Origin of the sequence: Gordonia jinghuaiqii, from assembly GCF_014041935.1 — a bacterium.
GTDB lineage: Bacteria > Actinomycetota > Actinomycetes > Mycobacteriales > Mycobacteriaceae > Gordonia > Gordonia jinghuaiqii.
In genome coordinates, this window is sequence record NZ_CP059491.1 from 3,789,378 (window position 1) to 3,802,702 (window position 13,325).

A 13,325-nucleotide genomic window follows, 5' to 3' on the forward strand; every position below is an offset into this window, starting at 1 on the left:
GAGCCCGGCCGGTCATTTGTTCCCCCCGCGCCCGGCCGGGTCGATCCAGCGGGTCCGCATTCGGCGTAGACCCGGCAGTCCCGAGCAGGAGGTAACGACCATGGCCGCCACCCCGGCGATCGCCGCACTCGAACGCGCGGAGATCTCGCACACCGTCCACCGCTACGACCACGATCCCAGGTCGGAGGCCTACGGCGCCGAGGCCGTCGAGGCGCTGGCCGATACCCTCGGGGTCCGCGGCGAACAGATCTTCAAGACGCTCGTCATCGAACTCTCCGGCGGTGACCGCCCCGGTCTGGCTGTCGCCGTGGTGCCGGTTCCGGCGAAACTCTCGCTCAAGGCGGCAGCCGCGGCCCTCGGCGCGTCGAAGGCCAAGATGGCCGAGGCCAAGGCCGTCACCCGGACGACCGGCTACGTCCTGGGCGGGGTCTCCCCGGTCGGTCAGCGGTCGAGTCTGCCGACCGTCATCGATTCCTCGGCGATGGGGTTCGACACGGTGCTGTGCAGCGCGGGCAAGCGCGGACTGGAGATTGCGCTCGCACCGGCCGACCTCGCCGCCGTCACCGAGGCCGTGTTCGCCGACATCGCCGTGTGAGGCTCACCCGCGGCTCGTCCTAGGGCAGCATGGACACCATGTGCGGACGTTTTGCGGTGACCACCGACCCGGCGAAGCTGGCGGCGGAGATCGACGCGGTCAACGAGGTACCCGAACCGGCGAGTGAGTCCGCCGACCTCGACGCCCCACCGGCCCGGTCGCCCGGCGTGAACTACAACGTCGCACCGACCACCACGGTGATGACCGTCGTCAAGCGCCATTCCCATGAGGAACCCGACGACGATCCGCTCCTGCGGGTGCGCGCCATGCGCTGGGGACTGGTGCCGCCGTGGGCGAAGGAGGTCGGCAAGGGGCCGCTGCTGTTCAACGCCCGCGCCGAGAGCGCCGCGGAGAAGAGCTCGTTCCGTGTGTCGGTCAGATCGCGTCGGTGCCTGGTGCCGATGGACGGTTGGTACGAGTGGAAGAAGGGACCGGCCGACAGCAAGGGCAAGCCCACGAAGATCCCGTTCTTCATGGCCCCCGAGGACGGGACCCGCTTGTTCATGGCGGGCCTGTGGTCGGTGTGGCACGCCGAGGGTTCCGACGCCCCGCCGCTGCTCAGCTGCACGATCCTGACCACCGATGCGGTCGGCAAACTGCGTGAGGTCCACGACCGGATGCCCCTGATCATGCCGTTCGACAGCTGGGACACCTGGCTCGATCCCGACCACAGGGCACCCGACGACCTGTTCTCCGCGCCGGCCGAACCTCTCGTGGACGCCATCGCGATCCGCGAGGTGGCACCGCTGGTCAACCGTGTCGCCAACAACGGTCCGGAGTTGCTCAACCCGCTCTGAACTCAGTCCGTGGTGAGGACCGCGGCGCCGTCGAAGCGGCCGTTCCTCAGATCCAGCAATGCCTCGTCGGCCCGCGAGATCGGGTACTCGTGGGTCGTGGCGCGGACTCCGTGGCGTTCGGCCAACGTCAGGAACTCGGTGCCGTCGGCTCGGGTGTTCGCTGTTACCGAGCGGATCTCTTTCTCGTAGAACAGTTCTCGCTCATAGTTGAGGGCGGGGATGTCACTGAGATGGATGCCGGCGATCGACAGGACTCCCCCACGGTCGAGGGCCCGCATCGCCACCGGCACCAGATCACCCACCGGCGCGAAGGTGATCGCGGCGTCGAGCAACACCGGCGGGGCGTCGCGCGCGTCGCCGACCGACGCCGCACCGAGCGCCGCCGCGAGCCGCCGCGACTGCTCTCCGCGGGTGAGCACGTGCACCTGGATGCCGAGCGCGATCGCCAGCTGCGCGCAGAGGTGGGCACTGCCACCGAAACCGTAGAGGCCCAGCCGTTTCGGACGGGCGGGGCCTGGGCCGTCGAGCAGCCCGGTGCGCCGCAGGGCCCGGTACCCGATGATGCCCGCACACAGCAGCGGGGCGAGGGACACGTCGTCGATCCCGTCCGGGAGCGGATAGGCAAACGCGGCGGGCACGGTGACAAACTCGGCGTAGCCGCCGTCGACATCCCAGCCGGTGTAGCGCGATGCGGCACAGAGGTTTTCGTTGCCGCGAACACATCGGTCACAGGTGCCGTCGGTGCTGTGCAGCCAGGCGACCCCGACCCGGTCCCCGAGCGTGAAACCCTGTGCGCCACTCCCGAGTTCGACGACGTGGCCGACCACCTCATGTCCCGGGGTCACGTTCTCGCAATGCACCGGCAGGTCCCCCTCGGCGACATGCAGATCAGTGCGGCACACACCGCACGCGCGTACCTCGACGAGCAACTCGCCGGGACCCGGCCGCGGACGTGGCTTGTCGACGAACCGCATCGGTCCGGTGTCGATCGGCGCCGGTTCGGTCACCGCCCATGCGCGCATGTCCCGAGGTTATCCCCGGCCCGGCGCCCCGTCACGCGTAACCGGGAACGCTTCCGGACCCGAGACCCCCGTCACTCGAATTGCACTTCCCGACACATTGTCGCTATCTTTCCCGACATGCTGTCGATAACCGAGTGGAGGAACTGACGATGTTCCTGGCCCTACGTGAACTCACCTTCGCCCGCGGACGGTTCGCCCTGATGGGATCGGTGGTCGCACTCATCGCCGTGCTGATGGTCCTGCTGAGCGGCCTGTCGGTGGGACTGGTCAACGACGGTGTCTCCGGACTCAAGAAGTTGCCGGTGACCTCCTTCGCCTTCCAGAAGGACATCGCCACCGACTCCGCCTTCTCCCGCAGCCTGGTGCCGACCTCCGCGGTGCAGACCTGGGCCGAACAGCCCGGTGTCGACGACGCCGCCCCATTCGGCAACGCACTGATCAACGGCCGCACCGACACCGGTATGGACATCGATCTCGCCCTCTTCGGCGTCGAGCCGGGCTCGTTCGTCAGCCCCACCGCGACGTCCGGCTCCTCGCTTTCCGGCACCCCGGGTGAGCTCGTCATCAGCGAGACCGCCGCCGAGGACGGGCTCGCCATCGGCGACACCGTGACCGTCGAACCACTCGGAACCCGGTTGCGCGTCGTCGGAATCCTCGACGGCCAGAGCACCTTCGGACACGTGGACGTCGCGTACGTGCCGCTGAGCACCTGGCAGGAGATCCGCGCCGGGGCCCGTCCGGGGGAGCCGGTGGCGCCGCGCGTCTACGACGACATCACCGCGGTCGCGGTCAACGCCGGCGACACCGTCGACCTGCCGGCCGGCGACTCCACCGCGGGCACGACGTCCCTGACACTGACGGAATCGTTCGGTGCGTCGCCCGGCTACACCGCCGAGACCTCGACGCTCGCGCTGATCCAGGCATTCCTGTACGCCATCTCGGCACTCGTGATCGGGGCCTTTTTCACCGTCCTGACGATCCAGCGCAGGCAGGAGATCGCCGTGATGCGCGCCCTCGGCGCCGGCACCGGGTATCTGCTGCGCGACTCGCTCATGCAGTCACTCATCCTGCTCGTTGCCTCGGCCGCCGCGGGCATCGGAATCGGCGTCGGCATCGGCGCCGCCATCGGCTCGACCCCCATGCCGTTCGCCCTCGAAACCGGGTCGATCGCCGTCGCCGGCGCGTTGCTGATCGTGTGCGGCATGGCCGGGGCCGCGATCGCGGTACTCCGCATCACCCGGGTCGACCCACTGACCGCTCTCGGAGGAAACCGATGACCGCACTCTCACTTCGCACTGTCAGCCTCGTCCACGGCGACGGCGAGGATGTCGTCACCGCGCTCGACGACATCACCGTCGAGGTCACACCCGGCGAGTTCGTCGCCGTGGTGGGGCCGTCGGGCTCGGGCAAGTCGAGCCTGCTCGCCGTCGCCGGCGGCCTCATCGCACCCACGTCGGGGACGGTACGGATCGGCGGCGTCGACCTGAGCACGGCATCCGCCCGCGAACTGACCAGAATCCGTCGCGAACACATCGGATTCGTCTTCCAGAGCGGAAACCTCCTCGGCTCGTTGACCGTCGCGGATCAGCTCCGGCTGCCGCTCACCTTCGGCAGCGTTGCCGATCCGCGCCCGGTCGCCGAGCTGCTCGCCGAGGTCGGCATGGCGCACAAGGCCAAGCGACGGCCGCACCAACTGTCCGGCGGTGAACGTCAGCGGGTCGGGATCGCGAGAGCTCTGATGACCCGGCCGGACGTCCTCCTCGTCGACGAGCCGACCGCCGCCCTCGACCGCGCACGAAGCCACGAGATCGTCGAGCTGCTCGCCCGCGAAGCACACGAGCACAATGTGGCAGTGGTCATGGTCACCCATGACCAGGACGTCCTCATACACTGTGACAAGGTGTACGAGATGATCGACGGCAGGTTGACACCCGGAGCAACAGCGGCCAAATGACCTGAGGAGGTGGGTGTTTGCCGAGAATTCAGGCGCCCACCGTCGCCGAGCACCGGCGTCAGCAGGAAGAGGCGATCCTCGCGGGGGCGAAGGCCATCCTGGCCGACACCGGGAAGGCGCCGACCCTGGCCGCCGTCGGCCAGCGGGTCGGTCTCGCCCGCTCCAGCGTGTACCAGTACTACGCCTCGAGCGACGAGCTCCTCGCCGCGGTCGTGGCCGACGTCTTTCCGGCATGGGCGCGCCACGTCCGTGACCGGGTCGCGGCGCAGACCGATTCCGGTCGGCAGATCTGGGAGTACATCAGCGCGAACGTCGAGTTGTTCACCGGCACGGAACAGGACGTCGCCAACGCACTCGTCCGGGTCGTCGACGCCACCGTGCTGCAGGGGCCGATGGAACGGTTTCACCGAGAACTCCAGGAGCCTCTCGTCGATGCCCTTGCCGCGCACGGCGAGCCACGTCCACATGAGGTCGCGCAGCTCATCGACTCGATGATCATCCAGGCGTGCCGCTCCGTCGGCGCCGACGACGACGCTCGCGCAGACGATGTGCCCACCACCGCGGGCGGCCCGGCCGTGACCGAGGTGATCCGGCGACTACTCGGCGGCTACCTGCGCTTGTCCGACGCCTGAACCCCTTTCCGCTGACCGGCGTCAGCGGAACGCGTAGTCGTCGACGGGATAGGAGTTCATCTCCCTCAGTGTCCGGAGCGTCGACGCCGGACGCAGGAGCGTCGCCTCGCCGTGCTGGTTGAAGTAGTAGCTGCGCGAGCCGGTGCAGTCGCCGTTGTAGAACACCGACGACTGCAGACGCTGCGTCACCTCGTCGAGAAAGGCGTCGTTGGCGGTCTCGGTGACCTCGAAGGTGTCCTTGCCGCGGCGTCGCAGTTCGCCGAAGAGACGCGCGATGTGCTTCATCTGCCCCTCGATGGTGGTGAAGTACGACAATCCGCTGTAGGAGTACGGACTGTTGAGCGAGATCAGGTTCGGGAACTTCGGCACCGTGACGCCCTCGTAGGCCTGGAAGCGGTTCTCCCGCCAGAACTTCCCGAGGTCACGGCCCTCGCGACCGATGATGTCGAACGCCGGGAAGTTCACGTCCCACAGGTTGAAGCCGGTGGCCAGCACGAGGGTGTCAATCTCGGTGCGGGTGCCGTCGGCGGCGAGGATGGCATCTGACTCGAGTCGGGCGACGCCACTGGTCTCCAGCGTGACGTGCGGTTTGGTGAAGCTGGCGAAGTAGGTGTTGGAGAAGGTCGGCCGCTTGCACCCGAAGTCGTAGTGGGGGGTCAGTTTTCGACGCAGTTCCGGGTCGGCGACCTGAGCCCGCAGGTGCGCCTTGGCGAGCCGCGCGGCCAGCTTGTTGCCGGGCTTGAGCTGTTTGAAGTGCAGGACCCCGAAGACCATCAGCGCCTCGAGCAGTGAGGTGTTGACCAGGCGTGCCGCGCGTTGCGTCAGCGGCACGCGACGGAACAGCTGCTGCACCGCGCGCGGGATGGCGAAGTCGACCTTGGGCACCACCCAGATCGGGGTGCGCTGGAAGACGGTGAGGGCGTCGGCGCGGGCGGCGATCTCCGGGATCAGTTGTACGGCGGTCGCGCCGGTGCCGATGACGGCGACCTTCTTGCCGGCGAAGTCGAAACCGTCCTGCCAGTCGGCGGTGTGCAGGACCGTGCCGGCGAAGTTCTTGATCCCCGGGAAGTCCGGGATGTGTGGCTGGGAGAGGAACCCGGTCGCGGTCACGAGATAACGTGCGGTGCGTTCGGTGCCGTCGCCGGTCCGGATCCGCCACAGGAGGCCGGCGTCGTCCCACTCGGCGGAGTCGACGAGGACCCCGAACTCCATGTGCCGCGTGAGGTCGTACTTCTCGGCCACGTGGTGCGCGTACCGTTTGAGCTCGGCGCCGGGCGCGAACAGCCTGGACCAGAACGGATTCGGCTCGAAGGAGTACGAGTACGTCACCGACGCGATGTCGACGGCGAGCCCCGGATAGTGATTGACGTGCCAGGTGCCGCCGAGGTCGGCCTCGCGCTCGAGGATCGCGATGTTGTCGATGCCGAGCCGCTTGAACTCGATCGCGGCCCCCATCCCACCGAAGCCCGCGCCGACGATCACCACGTCATGTTCCGGTTGCATGAGCCACCCCACTAACTGTTACCGGCAGTTACTGTAACCTAGCACACATTGCGCCGGGTATCCTCGCTGGTCAGGCGATCGCGGTGCCATCCCACAGGACGTCGAAGAACTGCGTCGCCACGAGCTCCTCGCGCTTGTTCCGGGAGAGGCCCAGTTCCTTGCGGTAGGCCAGGATGTGCTGCAACGACAACGCCGAGTACACCAGCGGCAGGTGATCGTGGGGCTGGTCGTAGACGCCGCCCGCACCCTTCGCCACGGCCAGATTCCGGCGCAGATGCGACGGATGCTTGAGGGCGTCGCGCAGCACGGCCGCCTTGATCATCTTCTTCCGACCCGCGGGCACCACCACGAGGTCGCCGGGGTCGAAGAGCGCGGCGTCGAATTCCTCCGCGGTCGCGAGGGTGCAACCGGACGTCGGCCTCGGATTGCACTCGACCATGTGGTGGACGCCGTCGTCGGTCACCAGGTAGTCGAAGCTGATCTGTCCGTGCCAGTTCAGTTCTCGCGCGATCGTCTGCGCCGCGGCGAGCGACTGCGGGGAATCGACGGATTCGAACACGATGCCACCGCGGTCATCGATGGCCAGGGGGTGTTCGTAGCAGGAGTGCAGGACGATCTCGCCGTGGTGCGCGACGCTCCAGCTGCACCGGTCGACGCCCACGAGGTACTGCTGGACCAGCCACGGGTCCTCGGGCGTCGGGGTCACGTCGTCGATCGAGGACTCCCCGGCCAGCGGCCCCGAGTTGGTGAGGACGTCGAGCCCGCCGCGGCCGAACGCGGCCCGCGCGAACCAGTGCGGCCAGCGCTCGGTGGCCGCGCGCAGTTCGTCGCGGCTCGTCGTGGTCACCGATTCGGCGGCCGGCAGTCCCAATTTCCGGCACAGCGCGGTGAAATCCACCTTGTCGTGCACCCCGGCGAGGGTCTCGAAGTCCGGGAAGAACAGTTCGGCGCCGGGGTGGGCCGCGGAGATCCGGTCCCGGTGACGTGCCAGATAGAAGACCTCCTCGAACATCGGCAACAGCAGGGTGATGTCGAATCTGCCGATCGCCTCGATCACGGCGTCGACGAACTCGGCGGGCCGCTGCGTCGGTGCGGGGAGCTCGAGGTGACGTCGCGCACCGCGGGAATGACTGCCGGGCGCGGCGGCGAACGTGTCCGCGGCGGTGACGTCGCGACCGGTGACACCCAGCTTGTGGATCTCGTCCACCGCGAAGGGCATTCGGGACGTGGTCACCAGAATGTGGGGCTCGCGGGTCTCCATGCGAGAACGGTAGGCGAGATCGAGCCTCCGCAACGGTCGAACGTCCCAGAGGCGTGAGCACCGCTGGCCGTGCCGGTAGCGTGGCACTGCCATGACCGACCGTAGGAGTGCCCCCACCGCGAGCCCGGGTACCGGCGCTTCCTTCGCCGCAGCGGTCTACGCCTTCGCGGTGATCATGCTCGGTACGACGCTGCCGACGCCGCTGTATGCGCTCTACGGCGAGAAGCTCGGTTTCGGGGTGACCACGACGACGGTCATCTTCGGCGTCTACGCCGCCGGTGTCATCGCCGCGCTCATCGGGTTCGGGCGGTGGTCCGACGTCGTCGGCCGCCGCAAACTGCTGATCGCCGGGGCGGGGCTGTCGGCCCTCAGCGCCGTCGTGTTCCTCACCGCCGGGCCGGTGTGGCAGCTGTTCCTCGGACGCGTGCTGTCGGGATTGTCCGCGGGCATCTATGCCGGCGCCGCAACGACCGCGGTCATCGAGCTCGCACCGGCGTCGTGGCGGGATCGCGCGCCCGCCGTCGCGACCGCGGCGAACATCGGCGGGCTCGGTCTCGGTCCGCTGATCGCCGGCCTCCTCGCCCAGTACGTGCCCTCGCCCCTGCACACCGTTTTCTACCTGGACCTCGCGTTGCTGGCCCTCGTCGGAGTCGGCATCTGGCGTCTTCACGAGACCGTCGAGGTCACGCCGGGTGCACGCCTGAGCATGCAGCGGCTGTCGGTACCCGCCGACATCAGGGATGTCTTCGTCCGCGCCGCGATCGCCGCCTTCGCGGGCTTCGCGGTGATGGGCACGTTCACCGGCGTCATGCCGTCGTTCGTCACCCAGATCCTCGGTATCGACAACCACGCCTTCACCGGATTCCTGGTGTTCGTGTTGTTCGCCTCGTCGGCGCTCACCCAGATCGTCGTCCGGCGCATGCCCACCGAACCGGCGCTGATCGCCGGGTGCGCGATCCTCATCGGCGGCACCTGCGTGTCTATCCTCGGACTGGTCACCGCGTCGAGCGCCGCGCTGCTCGGCGGGGCGGTGATCTGCGGTGTCGGGCAGGGTATGTCGTTCAGCAAGGGACTGGCGTCGGTGATCGCCGCCAGCCCTGCCGGACGCAAGGCCGAGGTGACCTCCACGTACTTCGTCGTCGCCTACGTCGCCATCTCGATCCCCATCGTCGGACAGGGCCTGGCGGCGCAGCGGTGGGACCTGCGGACCGCGGGCATCGCGTTCAACATCGGGGTCGCGGTACTGGCCCTGATCGCCTTGCTCCTGACGATCATCGCGGTCAGGCGTCCGGCACGCCCGCGGAGTTGAGCGTGGCCACCAGCTGCCGGAAACGAGAACTGCTGACGAGGTCCTCGACGAGCACGACCTCGCCGTCGGCATCGGCCAGCGGGATGCACCAGTTGGGATACTGCGTGCTGTCGGTGCCCGGCTGGTTCTGAATTCTCCGCTCCCCCACCGCATCCACCAGCGCGACACTGAGCAACACCGACGGGCTGCGCGCGATCACCGCATACAGCGCGTCGACGACCTTCGGATCGGTCAGCGGGGTGTCCCGCGAGAGGAGCCCACGTTCGTAGGCCAGTTCGAGGACGGCATCGCGCTCGCGTGCGTCGCGCGCGCGTTCGGCCGCCTCACCGCTCTCGAGCAGACCGAGCCGGGACCGTAACGCGATGTGATCGCCCGCCAGATACCCGACGGTCGGCGGGAGGTCATGCGTCGTCACCGAGGTCAGGCACAGCTCGCGGTAGTCCTCCGGCGGGATCGCCGCCGAGCGCCCCTGCTCGAACCACAGGATCGATGTGCCGAGAATTCCCCTCTCGCGCAACGCATCCTGAACGGACGGTTCGAAGACCCCGAGGTCCTCCCCGACCACGACGGCGTCGGCACGCTGAGCCTCGAGCGCCAGGATGCCGATGAGTGCCTCGCTGTCGTACCGTACGTAGGTCCCGTCGGCCGGACTCCGGCCGTCGGGGATCCACCACAACCGGAACAGACCGAGGATGTGATCGACGCGGACGCCGCCCGCGTGCCGCAACACGGTGCGGATCATGTCGCGGTAGGGCTCGTAGCCGGCCTCGGCGAGGCGGCGAGGATGCCACGGCGGCTGATCCCACCCCTGCCCCTGCTGGTTGAAACCATCGGGTGGGGCGCCGACCGTCGCACCCGTGGCCAGCACATCGCCGAGTGCCCAGGCATCGGCGCTGTGGCGCGCGACCCCGACCGCGAGGTCGGCCATGACGCCGATCGAGCACCCCGCCGACGTCGCCGCACGCGCGGCGGCCGCGAGCTGCTCGTCGCAGATCCATTGCAACCACATGTGGAAATCGATGCGCCGCGCCAACTTTCGGCGCTTCTTTTTCATGTACGCGGGATCGAGGAACTTGCCGTGCCACCGTCGGTCATCGGCGTCGTAGCGCTCGGCCAGCGCACACCAGGTGGCGAAACGCTTGAGGCCCTTGCCCTCTCGTCGCCGGAACTCCCGGTAGGCGGTCTTGCGCGCCGGATCGAGCGGGACGCCGTAGATCAGTTCGAGGGCCTCCATCTTGGCGCGGTAGGACTTGTCGCGCCTGATCATGTCGGTGGCGGTGTTCTCCGAGAGAAAGCCGCGCCCCAGCGCGCGGACCCACTTGCGGCGGGACCTGGGCAGGCCCTCGAGCTCGGGGATGTCGGTGACCCGGATGTAGAGCGGATTGACGAAGCGACGGGTGACGGGTAGATACGGCGACGCCTCGATCGGCGGCTGCGGCTGCGCGGCGTGCAGCGGGTTGACCTGGACGAAGTCGGCGCCGTAGGCGCTGCCCGCGACCTCGCAGATGCCGGCGAGATCGGCGAAGTCGCCGACACCCCAGGAGTCGGCCGAGCGGATCGAGTACAGCTGCGCGGCCAGTCCCCATCGCTTGTGGCCGAGCAGCCGGTCCGCGGTGTCCAGGCGGCGGGGTGTCACGATCAGCGGCGCCGTCGCCGCCGCCGAGCGGTCGAGGTCGAGCGCCTTGATGTGGTGGTAACCCGGCGCGAGGTCGGCGGGAACGGCGAAGGTGGCCCGTCCGACGAGGGCGCCGTCGATGTTCCGCGGCTCCACCCAGACGTCGAGTTGCGGCGCCGCGACATCATCGCCGTCCTCGGTGACGATCCACACCTTCACCAGGTTCCCGTGCGGGACGTGGACGACGAAGGTGCTGCCCGCTCCCTCGGTCACCACCGTGACGGCCGGGACGAACTCCCGCCAGGGCTGCTCGTCGATCTCGCGGATCGACGCCTCGATCGCCTCGTCGGAATCCGCGGCGACTCCGAGTGCGGCGAGGACGGCCACGAGCGTCTCGACGCTCACCTCGTGGTTCTGTTCACCCCAGCCGACGTAGCTGGTGGCGACGCCGTAGCGGCGTGCCAGGTCGGTCAACCGATCGGGGTTCACTTCAGCCACCCGAGCATCGTGCCAGGATTTCGGCCCGAGCGCTCACCGGTCGAAGAGCACGCCGGGATTCAGCAGGTCCCGGGGATCGAGGGTCGCCTTGATCGCGCGCATGATGTCGAGGTCGACGTCGTCGCGGCCGAGGTGCGTCCACGCGACCTTCGCGCGGCCGATCCCGTGCTCGGCGCTGATACTGCCGCCGTTGGCCGTGACGATCCCGAAGACGTGATCGGTGACCGTCGTGGCGTGCTCCGGTGGGACGTCGAGGAGGTTGACGTGGATGTTGCCGTCCCCGACATGACCGAAAAGTATCGGCCGACACGGGAATTCGGTCAGCGTGCCGACCGCGGCCAGCTCGGCGAAGGCCTCCGGAAGCGCACGGATGGGCACGGAGATGTCGAGCTTGACCACCGGCGTCGAACTCGACCGTGCGATCGACTCGGTGTGACCCTCCCGTGCGGCCCACAGCGCGCGGGCGGGAGCGGGTTGCGCCACGGCGTCGATGAGCCCGTCGGCGTCAGCGAGCAGTTCCGCCGTGGTGGACTCGATGTCGCCGGTGCCCGACACCTCGAGCAGGACGTAGAACGGTCCCGGTGTGGCCGTCGGGCGACGCTGTCCGTGTCCGGTGACGAGCGCGATCCCGGCCTCGGTCATGAGTTCAGCGGCCTCGACGGTCAGTCCCCGCGACGTGGCGGCACCGATGAGGCCGATCGCGTCCTCGACGTGAGCGATCGCGGCCACCGCGACGGTGGCCGCCCTCGGGGGCACGACGAGCCGGAACAGGACTCGGGTGATGACTGCCAGGGTGCCCTCGCTCCCGGCCAGGAGCGCCGGAAGGTCATATCCGACATTGTCTTTGACCAACGAGGCCCACCGGCGCAGGACGCGGCCGTCGGCGAGCACCGCCTCGATGCCGAGGAGCTGTGAGCGGGCGTTGCCGCGGCGGATCATCCGCGTGCCACCGGCGTTGGTCGACACCACGCCGCCTGCGGTCGCCGACTGGCGCGAGGCGAGATCGATCCCGAACGCGAGCCCCGACCTCGCGGCCGCGGCGTCGACGGCCTCCACGGTCGCCCCGGCCTGCACACCGACGCACCGGCCCACCGCATCGACCTCGTCGACATCGGTCATCCGTACCGTCGACAGCACGATCCGCGGACGGGAACCGTCGCGGCGCGGCGGCGGTACCGACCCGCCGACGAGCCCGGTGTTGCCGCCCTGCACACAGATCTGCGCATCGGCGGCGGCACACTCGGTGACCACCGCCGACACCTCGGCGGTGGTCCGGGGACGCACGATCGCGTCGGCCTCGCCCCGGTACCGCCCGGTCCAGTCGAGCAGGAAACCCGACATGGACTCCGGGTCGGTCAGGACGTTGGCGTCCCCGACGATGCCACTCAGGCGCGCGAGCAGGCCGTCACGAGGCGGCGAGGGCATCGGGGATCGGGGTGTCGCCGTCGTTGAACTCGATCACCTGATGAACCGTCGACGGACGGGCCAGCACCACCGCGGCCACCGCGGCCACATTGTCGCGGCTGACCTCGTCGCCGTCGGTGCGGTCTCCGCCGACGGCGATGGCCCCGGTGCCCGGCTCGTCGGTGAGGCGACTCGGCCCCAGGATCGTCCAGTCGAGTTCGGTGGACTTCAGGTACGTGTCGGCGGCCGCCTTCGCCTCGGCGTAGGCGTGGAACGAATTGTCCTCGGGGACGCCGTGATCAGGACCAGCGCCGAAGTACGACACCATCACATACCGGTCGACACCTGCCCGGAGCGCCGCATCCATCGACCGGATGGCCGCGTCACGGTCGACTGCGTAGGTCCGTGCCTGATCACCGCCACCGGCTCCGGCCGCCCACACCACCGCGTCGTGCTCGGAGATCGCGGTGGCGATCCCGGTGGTGTCGAGGGTCTCGACGTCGGCGACCACCGGTGTCGCGCCGGTCTCGGCGACGTCGTGTGCATGTTCGGGATTGCGGATGATCGAGGTCACCTGATCTCCGCGGTCGGCCAGGATCCTCGCCAGGCGCAGCGCGATCTTGCCATGTCCACCGATGATGGCCACTCGCGTCACTGGTTTCTCACTTTCGTCGCTGTTCACCGGATCTGCTCGTCTCGTACCCAATCCAACCTACGCATGCACCCGTGAAGGAG

At 68.8% G+C, this 13,325-nt stretch carries 12 protein-coding genes; 6 read left to right on the top strand and 6 right to left on the bottom strand.

Features of this window, described 5'->3' with window-relative positions; all coding sequences use genetic code 11:
- Window positions 1-100 precede the first annotated feature (100 nt).
- Window positions 101-595 carry a Cys-tRNA(Pro) deacylase gene (ybaK, locus tag H1R19_RS16990; protein ID WP_188328586.1) on the top strand — a complete coding sequence of 165 codons (495 nt, stop codon included), beginning with the start codon at window positions 101-103 and terminating at the stop codon, window positions 593-595.
- Window positions 596-633: 38 nt separating this feature from the next.
- Window positions 634-1,392 carry an SOS response-associated peptidase gene (locus tag H1R19_RS16995; protein WP_219849638.1) on the top strand — a complete coding sequence of 253 codons (759 nt, stop codon included), beginning with the start codon at window positions 634-636 and terminating at the stop codon, window positions 1,390-1,392.
- 2 nt (window positions 1,393-1,394) lie between these two features.
- Here the strand turns inward: H1R19_RS16995 and H1R19_RS17000 are convergent, their stop codons facing one another.
- Window positions 1,395-2,414 (bottom strand): zinc-binding alcohol dehydrogenase family protein, encoded by a 1,020-nt coding sequence (locus tag H1R19_RS17000; RefSeq protein ID WP_219849639.1) that lies wholly within the window; start codon window positions 2,412-2,414, stop codon window positions 1,395-1,397.
- A 149-nt stretch (window positions 2,415-2,563) separates the two neighbouring features.
- On the opposite strand from H1R19_RS17000, the gene H1R19_RS17005 reads away from it, so the two are divergent.
- The 3 genes from H1R19_RS17005 to H1R19_RS17015 are packed head-to-tail and all read left to right on the top strand — an operon-like array spanning window position 2,564 to window position 5,000.
- Entirely contained in the window at window positions 2,564-3,691 is a 1,128-nt protein-coding gene (locus tag H1R19_RS17005) for an ABC transporter permease (protein ID WP_219849640.1), read from the top strand.
- A complete protein-coding gene (locus tag H1R19_RS17010; protein ID WP_219849641.1) occupies window positions 3,688-4,368 on the top strand; it encodes an ABC transporter ATP-binding protein in 681 nt (226 codons plus the stop codon). Before H1R19_RS17005 ends, H1R19_RS17010 begins: the two co-directional genes overlap by 4 nt.
- A gap of 17 nt (window positions 4,369-4,385) precedes the next feature.
- Window positions 4,386-5,000 (top strand): TetR/AcrR family transcriptional regulator, encoded by a 615-nt coding sequence (locus H1R19_RS17015; protein ID WP_219849642.1) that lies wholly within the window; start codon window positions 4,386-4,388, stop codon window positions 4,998-5,000.
- 21 nt (window positions 5,001-5,021) lie between these two features.
- Here H1R19_RS17015 and H1R19_RS17020 read toward each other — a convergent pair whose 3' ends face one another.
- Both H1R19_RS17020 and H1R19_RS17025 read right to left on the bottom strand, forming a co-directional pair.
- Window positions 5,022-6,503, bottom strand: a complete 1,482-nt coding sequence (locus H1R19_RS17020; RefSeq protein WP_219849643.1) for a flavin-containing monooxygenase — start codon at window positions 6,501-6,503, stop codon at window positions 5,022-5,024.
- Between the two features lie 70 nt (window positions 6,504-6,573).
- Entirely contained in the window at window positions 6,574-7,764 is a 1,191-nt protein-coding gene (locus H1R19_RS17025; RefSeq protein ID WP_219849644.1) for an ATP-grasp domain-containing protein, read from the bottom strand.
- 91 nt (window positions 7,765-7,855) lie between these two features.
- On the opposite strand from H1R19_RS17025, the gene H1R19_RS17030 reads away from it, so the two are divergent.
- On the top strand, window positions 7,856-9,073 hold the full coding sequence (locus H1R19_RS17030) for an MFS transporter (protein ID WP_219849645.1): 1,218 nt from the start codon (window positions 7,856-7,858) through the stop codon (window positions 9,071-9,073).
- Here H1R19_RS17030 and malQ read toward each other — a convergent pair.
- Genes malQ through H1R19_RS17045 form a run of 3 tightly spaced genes read right to left on the bottom strand, consistent with a single transcriptional unit; the run spans window position 9,045 to window position 13,245 of the window.
- A complete protein-coding gene (malQ, locus tag H1R19_RS17035; protein ID WP_219851740.1) occupies window positions 9,045-11,177 on the bottom strand; it encodes a 4-alpha-glucanotransferase in 2,133 nt (710 codons plus the stop codon). The two genes, H1R19_RS17030 and malQ, sit on opposite strands and share 29 nt — an antisense overlap.
- 42 nt (window positions 11,178-11,219) lie before the next feature.
- Window positions 11,220-12,611 (bottom strand): FAD-binding oxidoreductase, encoded by a 1,392-nt coding sequence (locus H1R19_RS17040; RefSeq protein WP_219849646.1) that lies wholly within the window; start codon window positions 12,609-12,611, stop codon window positions 11,220-11,222.
- On the bottom strand, window positions 12,592-13,245 hold the full coding sequence (locus tag H1R19_RS17045) for an NAD(P)H-binding protein (RefSeq protein ID WP_188328596.1): 654 nt from the start codon (window positions 13,243-13,245) through the stop codon (window positions 12,592-12,594). The genes H1R19_RS17040 and H1R19_RS17045 overlap by 20 nt, the downstream gene beginning before the upstream one ends.
- Window positions 13,246-13,325 lie beyond the last annotated feature (80 nt).

Bases quoted from the DNA above. Each gene is read 5' to 3' on its own strand.
- H1R19_RS17010 (WP_219849641.1), top strand. From the start codon at position 3,688: ATGACCGCACTCTCACTTCGCACTGTCAGCCTCGTCCACGGCGACGGC.
- H1R19_RS16995 (WP_219849638.1), top strand. From the start codon at position 634: ATGTGCGGACGTTTTGCGGTGACCACCGACCCGGCGAAGCTGGCGGCG.
- H1R19_RS17025 (WP_219849644.1), bottom strand. From the start codon at position 7,764: ATGGAGACCCGCGAGCCCCACATTCTGGTGACCACGTCCCGAATGCCC.
- H1R19_RS17005 (WP_219849640.1), top strand. From the start codon at position 2,564: ATGTTCCTGGCCCTACGTGAACTCACCTTCGCCCGCGGACGGTTCGCC.
- ybaK (WP_188328586.1), top strand. From the start codon at position 101: ATGGCCGCCACCCCGGCGATCGCCGCACTCGAACGCGCGGAGATCTCG.
- H1R19_RS17040 (WP_219849646.1), bottom strand. From the start codon at position 12,611: ATGCCCTCGCCGCCTCGTGACGGCCTGCTCGCGCGCCTGAGTGGCATC.
- H1R19_RS17020 (WP_219849643.1), bottom strand. From the start codon at position 6,503: ATGCAACCGGAACATGACGTGGTGATCGTCGGCGCGGGCTTCGGTGGG.
- H1R19_RS17030 (WP_219849645.1), top strand. From the start codon at position 7,856: ATGACCGACCGTAGGAGTGCCCCCACCGCGAGCCCGGGTACCGGCGCT.
- H1R19_RS17000 (WP_219849639.1), bottom strand. From the start codon at position 2,414: ATGCGCGCATGGGCGGTGACCGAACCGGCGCCGATCGACACCGGACCG.